17 protein-coding genes and 3 pseudogenes are annotated in these 19,186 nt (G+C 67.6%); 9 read left to right on the plus strand and 11 right to left on the minus strand.

The genetic code is table 11. From position 1 onward, the window contains the following. On the plus strand, positions 1–1,680 hold a 1,680-nt coding region (locus IEZ27_RS43695; protein ID WP_189652638.1), incomplete at its 5' end, for a M4 family metallopeptidase. A 952-nt stretch (positions 1,681–2,632) separates the two neighbouring features. On the opposite strand, the gene IEZ27_RS43700 is transcribed toward IEZ27_RS43695, so the two are convergent. The 3 genes from IEZ27_RS43700 to IEZ27_RS43710 all read right to left on the minus strand — a co-directional run bounded on the left by IEZ27_RS43700 (position 2,633) and on the right by IEZ27_RS43710 (position 5,882). Continuing rightward, positions 2,633–3,535, minus strand: coding sequence for an aminoglycoside phosphotransferase family protein (locus tag IEZ27_RS43700; RefSeq protein ID WP_189652639.1), 903 nt, complete (start codon positions 3,533–3,535; stop codon positions 2,633–2,635). Between the two features lie 285 nt (positions 3,536–3,820). After that, positions 3,821–4,459, minus strand: coding sequence for a response regulator (locus IEZ27_RS43705; protein WP_189652640.1), 639 nt, complete (start codon positions 4,457–4,459; stop codon positions 3,821–3,823). Positions 4,460–4,754: 295 nt separating this feature from the next. Continuing rightward, positions 4,755–5,882 carry a sensor histidine kinase gene (locus IEZ27_RS43710; protein WP_189652641.1) on the minus strand — a complete coding sequence of 376 codons (1,128 nt, stop codon included), beginning with the start codon at positions 5,880–5,882 and terminating at the stop codon, positions 4,755–4,757. A gap of 166 nt (positions 5,883–6,048) precedes the next feature. On the opposite strand from IEZ27_RS43710, the gene IEZ27_RS43715 reads away from it, so the two are divergent. From IEZ27_RS43715 to IEZ27_RS43725, 3 genes are read left to right on the plus strand one after another with little or no spacing between them, the layout of a single operon-like run. Next, positions 6,049–7,515, plus strand: coding sequence for an alpha/beta fold hydrolase (locus IEZ27_RS43715; RefSeq protein ID WP_189652642.1), 1,467 nt, complete (start codon positions 6,049–6,051; stop codon positions 7,513–7,515). Continuing rightward, entirely contained in the window at positions 7,512–8,471 is a 960-nt protein-coding gene (locus IEZ27_RS43720; RefSeq protein WP_189652643.1) for an ATP-binding cassette domain-containing protein, read from the plus strand. Before IEZ27_RS43715 ends, IEZ27_RS43720 begins: the two co-directional genes overlap by 4 nt. Further along, positions 8,468–9,220, plus strand: coding sequence for an ABC transporter permease subunit (locus IEZ27_RS43725; RefSeq protein WP_189652644.1), 753 nt, complete (start codon positions 8,468–8,470; stop codon positions 9,218–9,220). The genes IEZ27_RS43720 and IEZ27_RS43725 overlap by 4 nt, the downstream gene beginning before the upstream one ends. A 225-nt stretch (positions 9,221–9,445) precedes the next feature. Here IEZ27_RS43725 and IEZ27_RS43730 read toward each other — a convergent pair whose 3' ends face one another. The 5 genes and pseudogenes from IEZ27_RS43730 to IEZ27_RS43750 form a co-directional block, all read right to left on the minus strand. Beyond that, positions 9,446–10,033, minus strand: a complete 588-nt coding sequence (locus IEZ27_RS43730) for a hypothetical protein (RefSeq protein WP_189652645.1) — start codon at positions 10,031–10,033, stop codon at positions 9,446–9,448. Positions 10,034–10,274: 241 nt separating this feature from the next. Then, positions 10,275–10,984, minus strand: a pseudogene (locus tag IEZ27_RS54485) (Tn3 family transposase). A gap of 24 nt (positions 10,985–11,008) precedes the next feature. Further along, positions 11,009–11,179: pseudogene (locus tag IEZ27_RS54490) on the minus strand (transposase); the annotation flags it as partial. 107 nt (positions 11,180–11,286) lie between these two features. Further along, on the minus strand, positions 11,287–11,829 hold the full coding sequence (locus tag IEZ27_RS43745; protein ID WP_189652648.1) for a hypothetical protein: 543 nt from the start codon (positions 11,827–11,829) through the stop codon (positions 11,287–11,289). 376 nt (positions 11,830–12,205) lie between these two features. Beyond that, positions 12,206–12,694 carry a DUF6326 family protein gene (locus IEZ27_RS43750; RefSeq protein WP_189652649.1) on the minus strand — a complete coding sequence of 163 codons (489 nt, stop codon included), beginning with the start codon at positions 12,692–12,694 and terminating at the stop codon, positions 12,206–12,208. 403 nt (positions 12,695–13,097) lie between these two features. Here IEZ27_RS43750 and IEZ27_RS43755 point away from each other — a divergent pair, with 403 nt between their 5' ends. The 3 genes and pseudogenes from IEZ27_RS43755 to IEZ27_RS43765 all read left to right on the plus strand — a co-directional run bounded on the left by IEZ27_RS43755 (position 13,098) and on the right by IEZ27_RS43765 (position 15,502). Then, a complete protein-coding gene (locus tag IEZ27_RS43755) occupies positions 13,098–13,748 on the plus strand; it encodes a TetR/AcrR family transcriptional regulator C-terminal domain-containing protein (RefSeq protein ID WP_229824871.1) in 651 nt (216 codons plus the stop codon). Between the two features lie 86 nt (positions 13,749–13,834). After that, complete coding sequence (locus IEZ27_RS43760; protein ID WP_229824872.1) at positions 13,835–14,131, plus strand: transposase; 297 nt, start codon at positions 13,835–13,837, stop codon at positions 14,129–14,131. Between the two features lie 135 nt (positions 14,132–14,266). Further along, positions 14,267–15,502, plus strand: a pseudogene (locus IEZ27_RS43765) (IS3 family transposase). Between the two features lie 43 nt (positions 15,503–15,545). Here the strand turns inward: IEZ27_RS43765 and IEZ27_RS43770 are convergent. After that, on the minus strand, positions 15,546–16,148 hold the full coding sequence (locus tag IEZ27_RS43770) for a TetR/AcrR family transcriptional regulator (protein ID WP_189652651.1): 603 nt from the start codon (positions 16,146–16,148) through the stop codon (positions 15,546–15,548). An 82-nt stretch (positions 16,149–16,230) separates the two neighbouring features. Here IEZ27_RS43770 and IEZ27_RS43775 point away from each other — a divergent pair, with 82 nt between their 5' ends. Continuing rightward, a complete protein-coding gene (locus IEZ27_RS43775; protein ID WP_189652652.1) occupies positions 16,231–17,229 on the plus strand; it encodes an SDR family NAD(P)-dependent oxidoreductase in 999 nt (332 codons plus the stop codon). 65 nt (positions 17,230–17,294) lie between these two features. On the opposite strand, the gene IEZ27_RS43780 is transcribed toward IEZ27_RS43775, so the two are convergent. Both IEZ27_RS43780 and IEZ27_RS43785 read right to left on the minus strand, forming a co-directional pair. Continuing rightward, a complete protein-coding gene (locus IEZ27_RS43780; RefSeq protein ID WP_229824873.1) occupies positions 17,295–17,699 on the minus strand; it encodes a helix-turn-helix domain-containing protein in 405 nt (134 codons plus the stop codon). Positions 17,700–17,826: 127 nt separating this feature from the next. After that, positions 17,827–17,988, minus strand: a complete 162-nt coding sequence (locus tag IEZ27_RS43785; RefSeq protein ID WP_189652654.1) for a hypothetical protein — start codon at positions 17,986–17,988, stop codon at positions 17,827–17,829. A gap of 391 nt (positions 17,989–18,379) precedes the next feature. On the opposite strand from IEZ27_RS43785, the gene IEZ27_RS43790 reads away from it, so the two are divergent. Beyond that, complete coding sequence (locus IEZ27_RS43790; RefSeq protein WP_189652655.1) at positions 18,380–18,976, plus strand: hypothetical protein; 597 nt, start codon at positions 18,380–18,382, stop codon at positions 18,974–18,976. Positions 18,977–19,186: the final 210 nt, after the last annotated feature.

The following is a 19,186-nucleotide window of genomic DNA, read 5'->3' on the forward strand; positions in this document are numbered from 1 at the left end:
TCGCCCAAGGACACGTACGTACGCCAAGGCCTGATCGAAGGGCAGGGCGGCCTGCGCTACACGACCTACACCCGCACGTACGCGGGGCTGCCCGTCCACGGCGGCGACTTTGTCGTGGTCAGCACCGCCGACGGCGAGGTCCTGAGCACGTCTGTCTCCCAGGACAGCGCCCTGGACGTGGCCACCACACCCAGGCTCGGCGCCGCCGACGCGGTGCGGGTGGCCAGGAGCCAGCTGCCCGAGGTCTTCTCGGTCACCACGCCCAGGCTGGTGGTCATGGCCCAAGGACGCGGCCGGCTGGCCTACGAGGTGGTCGTGCACGGCACCGTCGGAGGCAGGCAGAGCAAGCTGCACGTCTTCGTCGACGCGCTGACCGGCGCGGTCGCCTTGAAGTCCGACGAGGTCAGGGCGGGGGTGGGCAACAGCTACTACAACGGCAACCCGGTCACCATCGGCACCACCGGTACCGGCACCTCCTTCTCCATGGTGGACCCCGTACGGCGGGGCGTGCGCTGCGGCGGCCAGAACGGCTCGGCCTACACCGGGACCGACGACAACTGGGGCAACGGCTCCGGCACCAATTTCGAGACGGCCTGCGTCGACGTGCTCTACGCGATCGACACCGAGTGGGACATGCTCAAGACCTGGCTGGGACGCGACGGCTTCAACGGCGTCGGCGACGGCTACCCCGCCCGCGTCGGCCTGAACGACGTCAACGCCTATTGGACCGGCTCCTACGTCGCCTTCGGCCACACTTCCGACAACCAGCGCCAGCTCACCTCGATGGACGTCGTGGCGCACGAGTACGGCCACATCGTCTTCGCCACCACGCCCGGACTCGACATCGGCGACAACGAGAAGGCCATACTCAACGAGTCCACCGGCGACATCTTCGGCGCGCTGACCGAGCAGTACGCCAACCAGCCCGCCGCTTTCGACCCGCCCGACTACACCGTCGGCGAGGAGAACAACATCGTTGGAAGCGGCCCGCTCCGCTACATGTACAAGCCGTCGCTGATCCCCGGTGACCCCGACTGCTTCAGCAGCGCGGTGCCGCCGATGTTTCCCCAGATCGGGGCCGGGGTCCAGAACCACTGGTTCTACCTCCTGGCCGAGGGCACCAACCCGACCAACGGCCAGCCGCCCAGCCCGACCTGCAACTACTCCACCATCGTCGGGATCGGCGCGCGCAAGGCCGGCCAGATCTACATGGGCACGCTGCTGCGCAAGACCACCAGTTGGTCGCACACCGCGGCCCGCCGAGCCTCGATGCAGGCGGCCCTGGTTCTGTTCCCCGGGTCGTGCCTGGAGTACAACACGGTCAAAGCCGCCTGGAACGCCGTCCGCGTGCCTGCCCACGGCGGCGAGCCGTACACATGCGAGTTCTCGGTCGACGTCGCCCCCGCTGCGGCGACCGTACAGCCTGGCCGGCAGGTGAGCGTCACCGTCACCAGCGCCACCGTCTCGGGCGCTCCGCAGCAGATCGCGCTGCAGGCCAAGGGGCTTCCGGCGGGCATGACGGCCTCTTTCAGCCCGGCGAGCATCACCACCGGCGCCACCTCCACGCTGACGTTCACGGTCGGCGCGAGCACCGTGCCCGGAACCTATGCGATCACGGTGCTGGGCGACGGCGTCGCCCTCGACCACACAGCCACCCTCACCTTGACCGTGGCTCCATAAGCCGATGACCCCGCCGCCAGGGTTCCACCGGACACCCTGGCGGCGGCGTACGCCTCGCCCTCGTCCCGCAGCACGTCGGCCCCGGCATTGATGACGAGGGCCGGCGTCAGCCCGGCGCTCAGGACGCTTGGTCGAGTCGCACCGATGGACGAGGTGGGAAGGCGGTGAGCTCGTCATGCGGCTTGTGTTTCCGCAGGCAGTGGAACAGGCAGCCGAGCATCCGGTTGAAGGTGTTGCGCGGCGCTGAAGTACCGGTCGCCTCCGGCGCGGCGGGGGCAGCGCTGGTTGTGCTCGCCGCCGTACGACTTCTATGGCCTCCGCTTCGCCCGGCCCCGGCCCGGTCGCGGCACTGAGTGAAGATCGGCTGCCTCCAGGCCCCAAAGCCCCAGGCCAAGCTGCTGCAGAGTGCGGTTCTTGCTCAGTCTTCGGCCCGAGCGACACGTTCCCGTCGCGGTTGGCCGGCCACGCCACCGGGGTGCATTTCCGGATGAGGCACTCCCCGCAACGAGCCGAATTCGAGGCACGATGGGGCGGGCCATGCTGGACTGGTTTGTCGCGATGGGGCAGGAGCGGCCGGCGGGGCGATCGTCGAAGGTGTCGCGCTGTGGGGGAAGCTGAACGCCTGGCAGGAAGATCGTCAGCTGGTTCGCGCCTCCGGCAAGGGCGAACTGCCGGGGCTGCTCGACTATATCGACGTGTATCCGGACACGATGGTGGCGCTGACCCGCGTCGTCATCGGGGCCGTGGCCGGCGTGCTGCTGCGCGACCAGCTGACCGGTTGGATGGCCACGGTCATCGTCGGCGCCTCCGGCCCAGCCCTGCTGAGGCGGTTCGGTACGGCGCGAAGCGCTACTGCGCGGCGACCAGCGTCCGGTGGCGCCGGCGGCCTACGGGCGGCAGCAGCGTCACCTCGGCACCGACGCCGGCCACGAGCGCGGTCAGGGAGTGGGCGTCAAACGCCCTTCAGAACACGATCAAGTGCCGCCCGGCCCGCAGGTCCCCAGTTCGGTTTCCCGCCGGGTAGGCCCCGATCTCCGTTCTGCCCCATGAGCATCAGGAAAAGGCTCTTCATGGCGGCCAGTCCGCGGGCGCGCCGGATCGCCGCCTCGTCCGCGTACGCGTACGCCTCGAAGAACCGTCCGGCCGCGCCCGCGGGGAGCAGCACCCACGCGGCGGCGAGGTCCCACGCCGGATCACCGGCGAACAGGGCACCGAAATCGATCACGCCCGAGAGCGTCCCGTCCGAGACGACGACATTCGCGGGATGAAGGTCGCCGTGCACCCACACCGGCGGGCCCTCCCACTCAGGAGCCGCGACGGCATCGGCCCACACGGCCCGGACAGCGCCGACATCACCGACGGCGTCAGGGTCAATGGCCTGCAAGAACCGTTCGAAGCCACTCGTGCACCTCTTGGGATGAGCGCCGAGGTCCGGACTGCCCGGGGCCTCGGCGGGCGCCTCCACATGAAGCGCCCGGAGGAAGCCCGCCAGCGTGTCGGCCGCGTGGACGCCACGGCTGATCGAGCCGTGGTCCAGCGGCTCGCCGGGAACCCACGTCATCACGGTCCAATGCTTGGGGAAACGCTCGGACGGTTCGCCGAACCGCACCGGGGTCGGCACCGGAAGCGGCAGACGCGGGGCCAGCACCGGCAGCCACCGCCGCTCCTTGAGCTGGAGCTCCGGGGTGGGGTCCATACGCTGCATGCGCACGGCCAATTCGTCCCCGAGGCGCCACATCTGGTTGCCCCAGCCGCCCGCCACCTCGCGGACAGCCAGCCCTGCAAGGTCTGGATGTTGCTCCTGCAGCAAGTCGCGGACCAGTTCTACGGTGATCTCGAGCTCGGTGTCCGACATGCGAAGGTACAGTACCGAGTCGGCAGGCGGAGCGGCTCTCGCATCCCGGAACATCCCACTGTATCTGTCGGCTGCGGTCGACCGGCTGCGCGCTGAAGGCGATCCGGTCAAGGACGAGACGCCGCCCGGCTGTCCCCGCTCGGCCGCACCCACCTCAACCTCCTGGACCTCCGGGTTCGCGGGCCACGACAAGCGTGCCCGGTCCCGATGTCTTCCCCGCATGCCCGGTGCGAGGGCCGGCGCGGTGGAGCGCTGACGACGCCCGCGGTCACGGCGCGCGGTCGGCTAACGCGGCGTGACCAGGCGGGCCTCGTAGGCGGCGATGACGAGCTGGGCGCGGTCGCGGGCGTTGAGCTTGGCCAGCAGACGGCCGATATGCGTCTTCACGGTCCCGGGACTCACCTGGAGCTGCACGCTGAGCTCGGCGTTGGACAGCCCGTGGGCGACGAGGGTGAGCACCTCGCGCTCCCGGTCCGTCAACGTGTCGAGCCCGTGAAACGGCTGCCGGACCGGCCGCCGTACGAACTCCGCGATCAGTCGGGTGGTGACGGTCGGCGCGAGCAGCGTCTCACCCGACGCCACCACTCGGATCGCCTTCAGGAGGTCGTCCGGAGGCGCGTCCTTGAGCAGGAATCCGCTGGCACCCGCCCGCAGCGCGGAATATACGTACTCATCGAGGTCGAACGTGGTCAGGATGAGCACCCGAGTGTCCCCGGCGATCTGCCCGGCCGCGGTGATGCCGTCCATCTCGGGCATTCTGACGTCCATGAGCACCACGTCGGGTGACTTCGTACGCGTGAGCGCCACCGCCTCCCGCCCGTCGCCCGCCTCCCCGACCACGGTGAGATCGTCCTCCGAGTCGATCAGCAAGCGGAAACTGCCGCGCAGGAGCGCCTGATCGTCGGCGATGAGCACCCGGATCACGAGCCTCCCCCTGCCACACCCACCCCGACCGGGCCCGGCGCGGTCCCCGCACGCCCTGTCCGGACCCGCTGACTCCGCTTCCTGCGGCTCACACTCGTGATCTTCGTCATCGCGTCCATCATGACCGATCTGCGGCTACCACTCGCACCACGTCGACGCTCTGCCGGAACGTCAACCGTCCGTACCACTGCGGCGCCCTGTCGAACGGCCTGCCGTTCGCGCACGCCCGCGCTTCGCCGGAACGTGTCCGGGACCTCCTCTCCCTCCGTCGAGAAGGGGGGAACTCCCAGGCGGATCAAGGGATCTCCCATGACGCGTGCACGCCGAACCCTCTTCCTGGCAGCGGGCCGGCCTCGAAGGTGCCGCCGTACAGCAGGGCCCGTTCGCGCATTCCCGCCAGCCCGTGCCCACCCGACCGCCCCGGTAGCACCCGCCGCCCAGGCCCGTCATCGACGACGGAGATCCGTAACCTCCCGTCGGCGACCGACACGCCGGCCTGGCAGTGGGCGGGAGCGGCGTGCTTGACGACGTTGGTGATCGCTTCCTGGAGGATGCGGTGAACGGCCGGTGCCATGCTGTCGGGCACGGTTCCGATCACCGACAGATCGACCTGCACGCCGGCCTCCGCCGCGCGCTGCACCAAGGACGGCAGGTCGGCGAGCCGGGGGAGCGGTGTGCTGTCGGGCACGCTGCCGGGTGCGCGCAGCACGCCGAGAAGATGGCGCATCTCCGTGAGCGAGCCGCGCCCGATCTCCTCAATGGCCCGCAACGCTTTGCGCCCTTCCTCCGGATGCTTGTCCAGGACCTTGGCCGCCACCCCCGCCTTGACAGTGATCACGCTCATCGAATGGGCGACGACGTCGTGCAGCTCACGCGCGATCCGCAGGCGTTCGTCGGCCGCCGCCTGCTCGGCCTGCCTCCTGACCTCGCGGGCGGCGAACTCGCGGCGGGTACGCGCCGCCGTGCCCAGACTCCAGCTCGCTGCGAGGGCCAGCCAGGCCGCACCGAGGATGAAGACGGGGTCGGGCCAGCCGTTCGAATGGTGTGCCGGGCCCAACATCGAGACCAGCAGAGAGCCTCCGTTGACGAGCAGACCCGACAACAGGGCGATCGCCGATCGCCACACCGGGCGGCCGGTCGCCACCGGGTAGATGGCCAGGGCCACCACCACGGTCGGCATCAGCCGGTTGGCCTGTACCGAGAGCACGGCGATGCCGATCAGGAGCGCACCGTAGTAGGCGGGCTCCGGCCATGCCCGCCGCACCGCCACAGGCACCGCGAGCAGCCAGCAGAGCGCCATGGTCACAGCGTTCGTGGCCAGCTCCGGTGGACTCGCTGTGGACGCCAGCGCGAGCAGCACCGCGACCACGGTGTCGGCCAGGATGAGCAGCCAGGGCGGAAGCCGCCGGGCGAGCAGATTCACATCCCGACGTTATCGAGGAACGGCCGGAGGCGAATCGGAGCACGGGCCGTCGGACCAGGGTCGTACTCCGCCCGCGTATGCCCGTACCGTACGACCCTGGTCCGATCCCAAAGATCGGATCCGGCTCCGATGTAGGGGTCCACCGGTCTACAGCATCGTTGCCGCCATGAACCGACGCACACTCATCGCCCTGTGCCTGGCGGCCTGTCTCGCCGTGCCGCTCGGTGGCATCGCGCTGGCCTCGGCGCAGGCCCACGACCTCGCGTGGAAGGACTGTGGTGATGGCCTGCGATGCGCCGAGCTGGTCGTTCCCGTGGACTGGGCCGACCCGGACGGGCCCAGAACCTCGGTGCACGTGGCCAAACTGCCCGCGACGGGCAAGAGCATCGGGCCTCTGATCATCAACTTCGGAGGGCCCGGCACCAGCACGTCGATGCTCAGGCGGAAAAACCAGGCCGACGCTCAGCCGGAGCTGCCGGGCCTGCTCGATGAGTTGCAGAGGAGCTTCGACGTCATCGCCATCGATCCGCGCGGCCTGTCTGAGCCCGCGAGCAGCAAGAGAGTGAGCTGCGCGGAGCCCGAGCCCTCCGCCTTCGGACTGCTCCTGGCCAGGACGAAGCAGGATTGGGACACCCATGCCGCCAAGAACGTGGCCCATCAGGCGAGCTGCCGCAAAGCGGCCAAATCGGTCTGGCGTGGGATGACGGCGTGGAACGTGGCGCACGACATCGACGCCCTGCGCGCCACACTCGGCCAGGACGAGCTCATTTACGCGGGCAACTCCTACGGGACCGTCTACGCCCAGGCGTATCTGGAGCTGTTCCCGCAGCGGGTCGGCCGCATGTACTTCGACGGCACCGCCGATCACACCCAGCAGGAGTTCGAGCCCTGGATACGCAACTACGCGCGCACGCAGGAGCGCCATCTCACCCGCTTCCGCGACTGGTGCGCCCGCCGCACCGACTGCGCCCTCCGAGGCACGGACGCCGGCAAGGCATGGGATGAGCTCGTTGCCAGGGTGCGCCGCGCGCCACTGCCGGCGTCGGCCGGACGGACGGTGCACGAGGGGCAGCTGTACGCCGGCGCGATCAAAGGCATGAATCCGGCACTCTGGCCCCAGCTCGCCACCGCCATCCGCAAGGCCCTCGACGGCGACGCCGGCGACTTCCTGCAACAACTGCTCCCGGACGAGGGTGGCACGTCCGTGAGCCAAGACTCCTTGTGCAACGACTTCATGCCGAAGCTGCCGACGTACGAGGAGTTCCAGGGCATCGAGGCCAGACTTCGGGAGATCGCGCCGAGGTTCGGTTGGCTTGAGGGACGCTTCGAGCTCGGGCGGTGCTGGGGGCGGAGCGGCGGGGCGTTCTGGGCGCCGCACCCGTTACGCGTGAAGGACGCCCCGCCGATCCTCTTCGCGATCGGGGAGCTCGACAACAACACCAACTATCTCGGGCAGGCGCACGTGGCCGAGCAGATCCCGTCCGCGCGCGTCCTGTGGCACGGCGACGGCCATGCGTCGTGGGCGAGGAACAACTGCCAGCGGCGGCACGTCAACGCCTACCTGACCTCGGGGGAATTGCCCGCGCCGGGCACGCGCTGCCCGGCCGAGATCATCCAGAAGGTGGGGAAATGATCGAGGTCACAGAACTGACGAAGCTGTACGGCTCCACCCGTGCGGTGTCCGGGCTCACGTTCGACGTCAAACCCGGACAGGTCACCGGCTTCCTCGGGCACAACGGCGCCGGCAAGTCCACCACCATGCGCATGATCCTCGGCCTCCACATGCCCACGTCGGGCCAGGCGTTGATCAACGGCGTCCGCAAACACGACCTGCGCGACCCCATGCGAGAGGTCGGCGCCATGCTCAACGCGGCCGAGGTGCAGGGCGGGCGCAGCGCGTTCGCTCACCTCTTGGCGCTGGCGTACGCGGGCGGGATCGGGCGCCGCAGGGTCGTGGAGGTGCTGGAGGAGGTCGGCCTGGCCGGCGCGGCACGCAAGCGGATCGCCGGGTTCTCCCAGGGGATGCGCCAGCGCCTCGGCCTCGCGGCGGCACTGCTCGGCGACCCGGGCGTGCTCATTCTGGACGAGCCGGTCAACGGCCTCGATCCCGACGGGATCCGCTGGCTCAGGACACTGCTCAGATCCCTGGCGGCCGAGGGGCGTACCGTCCTGCTGTCGAGCCACCTGATGACCGAGATGTCCCTCACCGCCGACCGGCTCGTCATCATCGGCCGGGGCCGACTGATCGAGGACACCACGACGGCGGACCTGCTGGCCCGCTTCCACAGCGGCGTGCTGGTCCGATCGCCCCACGCGGCCCGCCTGTCCAGGGCGCTCATGGCGGCCGGCGCAACCATACGCCCCGCTCAGGACGCCGACGCAGGTGAGGAGCCGGTGCCCGCTCGGCCCGCGGCGGCTGGAGCCGATACGAGCCCAGTGCGGGACGCGCGGGCCGAAGAGGAATTGCTGGTGACCGGCCTGACCACAGCCGTCATCGGCGACATCGCCCTGGCGAACGGCTGTGCCGTTCACGAACTGGCGTCGCGCCGGACATCACTGGAGGAAGCCTTCATGGAGATCACTCAATGATCGACGTCGTCGCATCGGAATGGCTCAAGCTACGCTCGCTCCGAGCCGCCTATTACGTCCTGGCCTCCATGCTCTCGGCTCTTGCGCTCACGGGCTTCGCCGCGTACTCGATCTCGCGCAACTTCGACATCAACGGCCCCGCCGGCGATCCCGTCGGCACGGGCCTCAGCCTCAGCGCCGACATTCCGCCTGTGCTGTTCGGCATGCTGGGCATGTTCGCCATCTCCGGCGAGTACGCCACCGGCATGATCAGACTCACGCTGACCACGATCCGGAGCCGGTGGACGCTCCTCGTGGCCAAGGCCGCTGTGGTGTCCGCCGTGGCCGTCGTCGCGGGCCAGGTGCTGGCGTTCGCCATCTACTTCACCGCACAGGCGGTGGTGGCCGGGCGTCCGATCGGCGCCTCGTTGGCCGAACATGCGGCTCTGACCGAGGTGTTGACCACCGGCGCCGGCTCAGCCGTCGCCGCGGTGATGGGGCTGAGCCTGGCCACGGTCCTGCGGTCGACACCGGGCGCGCTCATCGCGCTGGTCGTCCTCCCGCTGTCCCCGACCGTGCTCGAGCGCTTCCTCCCGGCTCCGTGGAACGACTGGATCAGCTCCTTGACGATTCCGTCGCTGGCCAGGCAACTGGCCGCCGTACCCGACGCCGGAGCTTTCGGTCCCTCAACGGCCGCCGTCATCCTGGTGGGCTACGTCGTGGTGTCCCTCCTGTCGGCAACCCTGGCGATCAACCACCGCGACGCCTGACCGGACCCTACGGCGATGGAGTGGAACGGCGATCACGTTCATGGTGGGAACGAGTGTGACGCGCTACCGCGCCGTCTTCTCCGGCCCTGGTGGAGCCCAGGGCGGTAACCGCCAGCGGCAAGAGGGTGAGTGGGCGCCACGGCCCACGATGACGGGCGTCATCGTGGGCCGGCGAGACCGACCTGCGCCGATCGGTCCTGCGCATTCCGAGAGTTTCGGAGACCTCTAGTTCAGGCCTCCGATGAGTGTGGGATCCTGAACCACGCAGCCTCTGTTCTTCACGTCTATGAATTCCTCGTACCTATGATTCCCATCCGGACCTCCCGGGGCCTGGCGGACGGCGACCTTCCGATCTGTATGGCATGTGTAGCCATGGGTCGCGCTCACGGAATGGACTGCGTCCTTCACCTTGAACGAGAACTTGACCTTGCCGCGCATGACGTGACCCAGTGCATCGATTTCGCAGTCATTGAGATACTTCTCCAGGCATTTCATCCAGATCTCGGCCCGGCCGGCCTTGTCGGCCACCACGGTCGGATTATGGTTGTCCCAGTTGTTCTCCGCCCGCTCGATGCACGCCCATGCGCGCATCTCCATCGGCCTGACCGTGTAATCCTTGATCATGTACGACTTCTTGAACGCCTTGATCAATTCCTTGGTGAAGATCGGAACCTTCTGATTCTTGCCCCAGGCGGCCGGGTTTCCCGGGAAGACGTACATGAAGTTCTCGAAGCGATCCATGTCCCAGTACTTCAACAGGCCGGTGTTGATGGGATTGAAAACCGGCGGCCACCTGGAGTGGACCGACGACATGATGAACCAGTGTTTTCTGCCCAGACTTTGAATCACCTCACAGTAGGTGTACACAAACGCAGGCGGCTGGCAGTATTTCAGCGATTTCCCGGAGAGGGCAGCGATGGCGGGGGGACGCCGCCTCCGCTGGGCGGCGTGTTGGACTCCTCGGTGACGATTCCGCCTGGATCGACGAACCCGGCGCAGGGATCGCGCCCATCACTCGAGTTCTCGTACCTCGGCAGCAGAACCTCGACGAGTGTCAGGCCGCCGCAGCGGTAGAAGACCATGATGGTGAGGGTCGCATCGCTCCCGTCGACGGTTCCCGATTGGCTGATGCCGGCTTGTGCCGGTCCCCGTACTCGTGGCGCCGGCTGTCGTTTCCGTCCAGGTTCGTTTCACCGTGGTCGTGATACGGACAGAACCGTCCGGCATGGCCTCGACCATGCTGCCGGTCAGCTGCGGGTAGGCGTCCGGCTCGCCAGCCACCGGCCGGTACAGCTTCACCTTGTTGATCCGCTTGATACGCGGGCAGCAGGTCGAAGTTCAGCAGCCTCGTGATGCCAAACCCGATTTCCGACTGGTCATGCGAGTCCGTGTAGTTGGCCTCGACATCCATCGTGGTGCCGTGCCGCATCGCGCCCTCGATCATCGCGGCGACCTTGGAGGCGGTGCCGTTGACCAGCGGGAGTGGATGGCCAGGGACTTCTTCTCCACGTGCCAGTAGATGAGCAGCCCACGGCCGCCGTAGCGCGAGTGCCACTCAGTGAACAGGTTCTGGCCGTAGGCGCGCACGTACGTGGAGTCAATGGCGACCGCAGTCGAGCCCTGGCCCCACAGCTCGGCGCTGCGGCCGGCGAAGGTGGCGTTTGCGATCTGGACGGCGATGGCGCGGGCGGCCTCCGCCGACAGATACCGGCGCCGCACGTAGCGCAGTTCGTTCTCGGTGTGGCCGTGGGCGCCGGCCGCCACGGCCTTGATCCCGGTGTTCGTGTTCCACTCGGCCAGGCGCCGCCAGCAGGTCATGCCCGAGCCGTAACCCAGCTCCTGCGGCAGGTGTTCCCAAGCGATGCCGGTATGCAGCACGAACAAGATGCCCTGCAAGGCCAGCCGGTCATCCAGCCGCTTGCGCCCTGGATGGCGGAAACGCCGCTGACGCTGGGGCAACAGCGGCTCGTCACTGACCTCCCACGGCTTCGGCTTGGCCACCCGTGCTCCTCTCTCGGCGACAGCGAGAGATCAAAGCACAACAAAGATCATTCTGTTAGGACCTCTTAACCGCGGGCGGGGCGGCGGCGCAGCTGGTAGGAGTAGGCCAGGGCGAGCAATATCGGGCCCCACAGCGCCGTTGGGGTGATGGACACCATCGCCAGCGCCTGCCACCAGCCATTCTCGTACGCAATGCTGTCGGAGACGCCGACCCAGGAGAGCACCATCCAGACCGAGACCGCGGTCAAGAGCAGCCCACCGGCCGTGGCAGGGACGACCGCTGCCATGGGCGGCACACGTCTGCCGCCGATGACCGGGATCCAGTTCGGGACCACCTCGCCCCAGCCGCGCACCAGACCGATGCTGAGCAGCGCCGCCAACTCGGTGAGCACGCTGAGCCCGAAGACATAGGGGATGCTTATCCACAACGGTGACACAGGCGCGTCGTTGAGCTGGCCCATGTCGAAGTGAAAGGCAAACGGCAACCTCCACAGGCACGTGGGGAGCAGCAGCCAGGGAAGCGCGTAGGCGATACGGAGCGCCCAGCGTGGGGCAGGTTGTGCGGTGTCGCTGGTGGCCGGGGCCGCATGCAAGAGTTTCATCGCCATGCCTGTACCTTCTACCGGCCTCGAGGACGATTGATCACCTGTGAGGGTGAATCGCCTCCCTCGCGCGAGCTAGTTACGGCTTCGGCTTGGCCACCCGTGCTCCTCTCTCGGCCACAGCGAGAGATCGAAGCACGACAAAGATCATTCTGTTAGGACCGCTAAGAGTGCGTCAAGCGAGCTAATTCCCCTTTCGTCGTTGCGGTTGGTTGGATGAGGTCTGCTGGTCGGTCAGCCGCCGTTCGGCCTACGGGCGCGGCTGGCGCGGACACCGGACCGCTCGTGAGCAGGTTCTCTGCGTATACCGCGACTGAGCTGGTCACGGTCGGCCCGGTGCCCGCGGCGGCGGGCTTCACGACGTAGGGCTTTACACGGACACCTACTGTCGAAGGTCCTGTCGAAGGTCGGTCGTCGCGGGACCGGCTGGGACGGCGGGGGTTCGAGGCCATGTCCAGGCGGAGCGCAGGATGAAGGCCAGGAGCAGCACCTCGATTCCGATGGAGAGGCCGTAGAAGGGGGCCCACTCCCAGGACTCCCCGACCGCGTTGAACACCGAGTAGGGGATGTAGAGCGATGCAACGACGAGGTTCGTGGCGCGGTTCACCCGGGCGGGCAGCGTCATGGAGATCATCACCATCAGGGCCGGGATCGCCACGGACGCGAGCATCAAGGTCAACAACGTCGGGCTGATGTCGAACTCAAAGACGACGCCGGCGCGGAGGTTGTCGATGACGCCGGGCTTGTGGAGGTGGAAGTAGTCGACGTAGATGTAGAGGAACATGAAGCTGGTCCATGCGGCGGCGAGCTTGGTGTGCACGGGGACCGGCGGGTTGTCGAGCAGGTTCGGGGTTCTCGTTCGGATGGTCATCGGTTCTTCTTTCGAGAGGAGCGGTCCCTCCGCCGGGCTGGCGGCAGGGATGTACCGAGGCCGCGCCCATCTGGACGAGCACATCGCCTCGACCGGGCAGCGGTAGCCCGGACCTCGGACGACTCGAGCGCTGAGGGCAGGCCGTAACGGTGCTGGTCGGCGGCCCGCATCGTCGTCGCCCCGGCCGGACTCGCTCCCGGCACCAGGCGTGCTCCGGCACTCGATCGCTGTTCGATTCCCACAGAAGCCTCCTCGCGTTCGAGCTACGCCTCCGGCTGGTTCGTACACCGTACTTCGTACACCGTACTACGGACGTACGCTGTACCATGACCGTGCGCTGGACGATTGTCAAGCCGCTCGAGCGAGCGAGAGGAGACCCGTGTCTGCGAGGGAACAACGCCAGGTGACGTCAGACGCGGCGCTGAGCAAGCAACGGGTGGTGGTCGAGGCGGTCCGGCTCGCCGACCGCGAGGGGGTCGACGGGCTGAGCATGCGCCGGCTGGCCGGCGCGCTCGGCGCGGGCGCGATGTCGCTCTACTACTACGTAGCGAGCAAGGAAGAGTTGCTGGACGCCATGATCGACGTCGTGTTCGAGGAGATCGAGCTCCCGCCTGAAGAGACCGACTGGCAGTCAGCGATGCGACGTCGGGCGGTATCCACCCGACAGGTTCTCGCACGCCACCCGTGGGCGATCGGCCTGATGGAGTCGCGGACATCTCCGGGGCCCGCGAACCTCCGCCACCGCGAAGCGGTCACCGCCTGCCTGCGGAGGGCCGGCTTCCCGGTCTTGATGGCGACGCACGCCAACTGGTTGCTCGACAGCTATGTATACGGTTTCGCCCTGCAGGAAGCCAGCCTGCCGTTCGACACCCCCGATGAGTTCGCGGACATGGCCGAGGACGTCTTCCTGCCCCAGCTTCCTCCTGACGAGTTCCCCTACCTCAACGAGTCCGCCGCGGTGCTCGCCGCTGCCGGCTACGACCCGGCGGAGGAGTTCAGCTTCGGCCTCGACCTCGTCCTAGCCGCCCTCGAGCCCCTGAGAGTGCCTACGTGAGCCTCCATCCGTGATGTCGTTATGTGATCGTGTGGATTTGTAGTGTTACCGCCAGTCTGCGGGTCCAGTTGTGCTGGGATGGCGCGGTGACTGAGCGCAGGCCGTACCCGAGCGACTTGACCGACGCTCAGTGGGCGTTGATCGAACCGGTCCTCATGGCATGGAGGGCCGCGCACCCCTCGGTCAGCGGCCACGAAGGCAACTATGCGCTGCGGGAGATCGTCAACGCGATCCGCTATCAGGGACGAATCGGCGTCCAATGGGACTATCTCCCGCACGATCTGCCGCCCAAGAGCGCGACGTACTACTACTTCGCCAAATGGCGCGACGACGGCACCGACAAGACGATCCATGACCGGCTGCGCTGGCATCTGCGCGAGTAGAAGGGCCGATCAGCCGACCCGAGCCTGGTCGTACTGGACACCCAAAGCGTCCACGTCGCGGCTGGCGGGCCTTTCCCCTTGAACGTGGACACCTCGGAGACTGGATCTTGAGGTCCAGAGGAAGAGATGTCCCTGATGGTGATGAAGAACTACCCGCCTGAGTTCAAGGCCGACGCGGTGGCGTTGGTGCTGTCGAGGCCGGACCGGACGATCACGTCGATCGCGCGGGATCTGGGAGTCAGCCGCCAGACGCTGCGGGTGTGGGTACATGCCGCGCAGGCGCGGGGTGAAGGTGGGCAACGAGCGGCCGGCGGTGCCGCTGCCCGTCAGGACCCATCAGCCGGGCACGTACCCTCCAACGACGTGTTGGAAGAAGAGAACAAGCAGCTCAGGGCCCGGATTCGAGAGCTGGAGCAGGAGCAGGACATCCTGCGTAAGGCGGCCAAGCTTTTCGCGGGCGAGACGAACTGGTGAACCGCTTTCAGTTCGTCGAGGATCATAAGGCGCTCTACGGCGTGAGGCGGTTGTGCCGGGTGCTGCAGGTGTCGCGCTCGGGCTTCTACCGATGGTTGAAGGGCGCCGCGGCGCGGCCGGCCCGCCACCAGGCCGATGAGCAGTTGGCTGCACGGATGCGGTGGATCCACGCCGAGTATGACGGTACCTACGGCTCGCCCCGGATGATGACCGAGTTGCGCACGGTCGGGATGAGGGTCAGCCACAAGCGGGTGGAGCGGGTGATGCGCGAGCACGGCATCGCCGGGCTACGGCTGCGTAAGAGGGTCCGCACCACGATTCCCGAGCCGGACGCCGCGCCGGTGCCGGACCTGCTCCAGCGCGACTTCACCGCCGAGCGGCCCAACACCCGCTATGTCGGGGACATCACCTACCTGCGGGTGGGCGGCGGCCGGTTCCTCTACCTGGCCACGGTCGTGGATCTGTGTTCGCGTCGGCTGGTGGGCTGGTCGATCGCCGATCACATGCGCACCGAGCTCGTCGTCGACGCGCTCCAAGCTGCGGCACACACTCGCGGCGGCCGCCTGGACGGGGTGGTGTTTCACAGCGACAAACGGGGCGCAGTACTGCTCGCGGGAGTTCGCGCGGGCCTGTCGCCGGTTCGGTGTCATCCGCTCGCGCGGTGCGGTCGGCACCAGCGCCTACAACGCGGCGGCCGAGTCCTTCAACGCGAGTCTGAAGCGCGAGACGCTGAAGGGCGCGCCCGGCCGGCCCGACGCCCGCACCGCCCGCGCCGCCCGCCTGGCCGTGTTCGGCTGGATCACCCGCTACAACACGGTTCGGCGGCAGTCCCGGCTCGGCCAGCTCAGCCCGATCGCCTACGAGAAGACGGCAGATGGCCTGAAGTCTGTCGCTTGAAATCGGTGTCCACGTTTTTGGGGGAAGCCCCTCATGGACGGGGTCAGGTGACGGATTGCGCCACCAAAGCCATGGCCTGCCGCATGGCGTTCCGTACCTCGCTGGGTCCGTCGCCGCGCTGCAGCGCGGTCAGTGCGGATGCGCTGATCGCGCCCACCATCGCGCCGACCAGGGCGGAGGCGGTGATCGTGTCGAGTCTGTCGGGGAATGCCCGCTGCAGAGCCTGGGCCAGTTCGGCCTGCGCAGCGAGGTATCGCTGCAGCAGCCGGGCCTGTAGCGCCGGCACCGAGGCCGCCAGCCGTGCCCGCAGTGCCGCGAGCCCGCTGGGGAGGTCGCTGTCCCAGGTATCGGCGATCATCTGGTCCATCGCCCGCACCAGCACCTCGGACAGCCGTTCCCCGGCGCGGCGCTCGGCGATCGCCTGCAGCGCCAGATCGACGCGTACGTCGGCATTGGCCAGAAGCACATCCTCCCTGGTCTGGAAGTGGAGGAAGAAGGTGCGGGGGGACACCTCCGCGGCGTCGGCGATCTCGGCCACCGTCACGTGGTCGTAGCCCTTGTCCTCGAACAGGCGCACCGCCGCTTCGATCAGTGCCTGCCGGGTGCGCTGCTTCTTGCGCTCTCGTAGTCCGTGTTTCTCCGCCACGCAGAGCAGTTTATTACATCTTCTGAATTAATGCATACTGTGAATCACTACATAGACTGCAGTCAGTGAAGGGAGATCATTCATGGGAAGCCTGGACGGACGAGTCGTCCTCATCACCGGAGCAGGGCGCGGCATCGGGCGGGAAGAGGCGCTGTTCTTCGCCGCCGAAGGCGCCAAGGTCGTTGTCAACGACCCCGGCGTCGCCATCGACGGCACGGGCGGCGACGCCGGCGTAGCCGCGAAGGTCGTCGAAGAGATCACTGCCCACGGCGGACAGGCCGTGGCCAACACCGACAGCGTCACCGACTGGGACGGCGCCCGCCGCATGGTGGAGACGGCTCTGGAGTCCTTCGGCGACCTGCACGTCGTGGTCAACAACGCGACCATCGAACGGAACATGGGCCTGACCGACCTGTCGGCGGAGGACTTCGACGACGTCGTGGCCGTCAAGCTGAAGGGCACCTTCGCGGTAACGCACTGGGCGGCCCGCCACTGGCGCGACCGGTATCAGGCAGGGGTCCACGCCGACCGCGCCGTGGTCAACACCTCCTCCGGCTCCGGGCTGCTCAACCCGCTGCCCGCGCAGGTCTCTTATGCGGCAGGCAACGCCGGGGTCGCGGCACTGACCACCGTGGCCGCCCTCGAACTCGGCCGGTACGGCGTACGGGTCAACTGCATCTCGCCCTCGATGGCCCGGACCCGCCTCACTCTCGCCGTTCCAGGCATGAGCGAGGAACCGCCGGCGGGCCGGTTCGACCCACTGCACCCGGCCGCCTGCGCACCTGTTGCCGCCTACCTGGCCGGCGCAGCCTGCCCGCTCACCGGCCAGGTGCTGTCGGTACGAGGCGGAACGGTCACGGTCAATCATGGCTGGTCCCTCGGCGGCCACATCCACAAAGACGGGCTGTGGAGCGTGGAGGAACTCGCCGAAAAGGTGAAGGAGCTGCCGATGGACGACCCGTTCGACAAGCTCGCCCAGGCCCTGTCCGGTGCACTCGGTGCCGTCGGACGCGACCAACTCCAGGAGATGATCAACGCCCTGCTTGACCAGGGAGTCCACTCCGACGCGGCCTCCGCATGACGCGATGAACCACGTCCCGGACCGCGTGCTCAGTCACGCGGTCCGGGGACGGATGGGGGTCTGTTTCATGGGTGACCGCCTGTGAGATGCATCCGTTCTCTGCGATCTCGCAATCTAGGCACTCCGATCACCGCAGGTCGGAGGCACCTTTCTCCATTGACGATCCTCAGGATGAAATTCCGGCTGAACAGGCGAGGCTCGTTGTGCTTCCCCGTCCTCAGGCACAGATCGTCAGCGAGCAGCGCAGCCTGGGCCTCCTCACGCTGCTTGCTCAGTGCCCGGTACAAGGTGGATTTGGCGATGCCGAACCCGGCGGCGACGTCCTCAGCTTTGATACCTGAGGCGATCATCGCGGCGGCGGCCGCGCGCTGCTGGGCGGTCATCTTGGGCGGTCGCCCGGTGGGCAGGTCGCGGGCTTCCTTGGCCTCCCTGGCGCCGGCCGCCCGTTCCAGCATGTGGATCCGCTCCATCTGCTGGACGGCGGCGTCGATGTCGCGAGCCCCGGCGGCGCGCCGCAGAGTGGCGAGGTCGCGTTCGAGGTCGCCGTGGCTGCGCCGGATCAGCGGCCAGACGGTCGCCGACGGCGCCGCGGCGAGCTCACCCGGCGGAGACAGGCAGGTCGTGGAAGGGGGCGCAACTCGGAGCCGACATCAGCGCGAGTGAAGGCGTAGCGGCAAGGAAGTTGATGTGCTCGTACTGGATCTCGGACCAGTGCACGGCCTGGTTGCGCGTCTCGTCGCCGAACGGAAGCGAAACCACCGTTGAGGCAGGGTGGAGCAGCATTGAGGGGTGGAGCTTCTCCCCTTCTGACTTCGCTGAGACGGCGACGGTGCATGACTTCGAATCCGTCGTCAACGCTTCTGTGGAGTGTGATCTTGGCGATCTCATCGCAGCAGTCGCGCAGAACCGGGACTCATTCGCCCTCGACGCGAGTAGTTGATCCATGGATCTTGACGATCGTCCGAGCCCTCCCCGCAGGGGTTATCGCTGAATGCGGGCGGTCAGGCCGTCGTGATGGTGGATCATGACTGGTGTGAACGGGAACGGCGGAGAACCGGGTGTTGACCTTCTCCGTTTGGCGGTGGCGCCCGCATCCAGTAGGCCAGGCAGCGAATCATTCCAGCTGCAGGTCTACGTCAACGGAGCGGAGATGACCTCCGCCGGGGCGGGGCTGGGGATGGATCCGTACGACGTCCTGGTCCCGGCCGATCGACTGCTGACCGATTCCCGGCCGCACACTGTCGCGATCGCTCGCTGCGGCGCATGCGGCGTCTACGACTGCGGGGGCACGGACGTCACCATCACCCGTGATGGGGACCTGGTGCGCTGGGAATGGTCGAGAGAGGTGCCCACGGACCGAGGCGCCTGCTTCTCGGCCACTCAGTACGAGCTGGAGGTCGCGCGGGTCGCCGCGGATCATTCGTGGGAGACCCCGATGCGCACCGCGGGGCGGCTGGTCCTGACCAGCATTGACCATGCCCGACTGCTGACTTACGGCCTCAGCGCCAAGAGAGCCGTCTCCCGAGATCCTGATCTGTTCGAGGTCTGGCTTGAAATCGAGGATGACTACCAGATCTTCGTCGCCACTCCCTGGCGCGGCCGTAGCCCGACCGAACTGGCGCGCGAGGTCTGCGCGATTCTGGCGCGTCCTCCTCATGAGTGGCCCGCCACTTGGTATTCCGTCAAGGGCTGGGTGACTACGCCGCCGAACATTGCAGGGCTGTCCTGGGAACGCGAGCAGCTCTGACGTCGCAGCGGCTACCAGCCCCCGAAGGATCGTCCCACATAGAACCCAGCTGCGAGCCCGGGATGATTAGACGGGAAGGTACGCGCGTCGCGCGAGAAACCCCAGGTCGCTGGCTGATCATCGTACAATTGGCGTGCAATTAGACAGGGTGACGATGGTGCAATCACGGTCACTCACGACCGGCCAGCCGGCCAGCTCAGAGCCACGATG

The sequence above is a fragment of the Nonomuraea spiralis genome (assembly GCF_014648435.1).
GTDB classification, from domain to species: Bacteria; Actinomycetota; Actinomycetes; order Streptosporangiales; family Streptosporangiaceae; genus Nonomuraea; species Nonomuraea spiralis.

What these genes read in the sequence shown, in the direction of transcription:
- IEZ27_RS43700 (WP_189652639.1), bottom strand. Translation starts at nt 3,535, where the DNA reads ATGTCGGACACCGAGCTCGAGATCACCGTAGAACTGGTCCGCGACTTG.
- IEZ27_RS43715 (WP_189652642.1), top strand. Translation starts at nt 6,049, where the DNA reads ATGAACCGACGCACACTCATCGCCCTGTGCCTGGCGGCCTGTCTCGCC.
- IEZ27_RS43720 (WP_189652643.1), top strand. Translation starts at nt 7,512, where the DNA reads ATGATCGAGGTCACAGAACTGACGAAGCTGTACGGCTCCACCCGTGCG.
- IEZ27_RS43725 (WP_189652644.1), top strand. Translation starts at nt 8,468, where the DNA reads ATGATCGACGTCGTCGCATCGGAATGGCTCAAGCTACGCTCGCTCCGA.
- IEZ27_RS43730 (WP_189652645.1), bottom strand. Translation starts at nt 10,033, where the DNA reads ATGTCGTCGGTCCACTCCAGGTGGCCGCCGGTTTTCAATCCCATCAAC.
- IEZ27_RS43745 (WP_189652648.1), bottom strand. Translation starts at nt 11,829, where the DNA reads ATGGCGATGAAACTCTTGCATGCGGCCCCGGCCACCAGCGACACCGCA.
- IEZ27_RS43750 (WP_189652649.1), bottom strand. Translation starts at nt 12,694, where the DNA reads ATGACCATCCGAACGAGAACCCCGAACCTGCTCGACAACCCGCCGGTC.
- IEZ27_RS43775 (WP_189652652.1), top strand. Translation starts at nt 16,231, where the DNA reads ATGGGAAGCCTGGACGGACGAGTCGTCCTCATCACCGGAGCAGGGCGC.
- IEZ27_RS43780 (WP_229824873.1), bottom strand. Translation starts at nt 17,699, where the DNA reads ATGGAGCGGATCCACATGCTGGAACGGGCGGCCGGCGCCAGGGAGGCC.
- IEZ27_RS43790 (WP_189652655.1), top strand. Translation starts at nt 18,380, where the DNA reads ATGACCTCCGCCGGGGCGGGGCTGGGGATGGATCCGTACGACGTCCTG.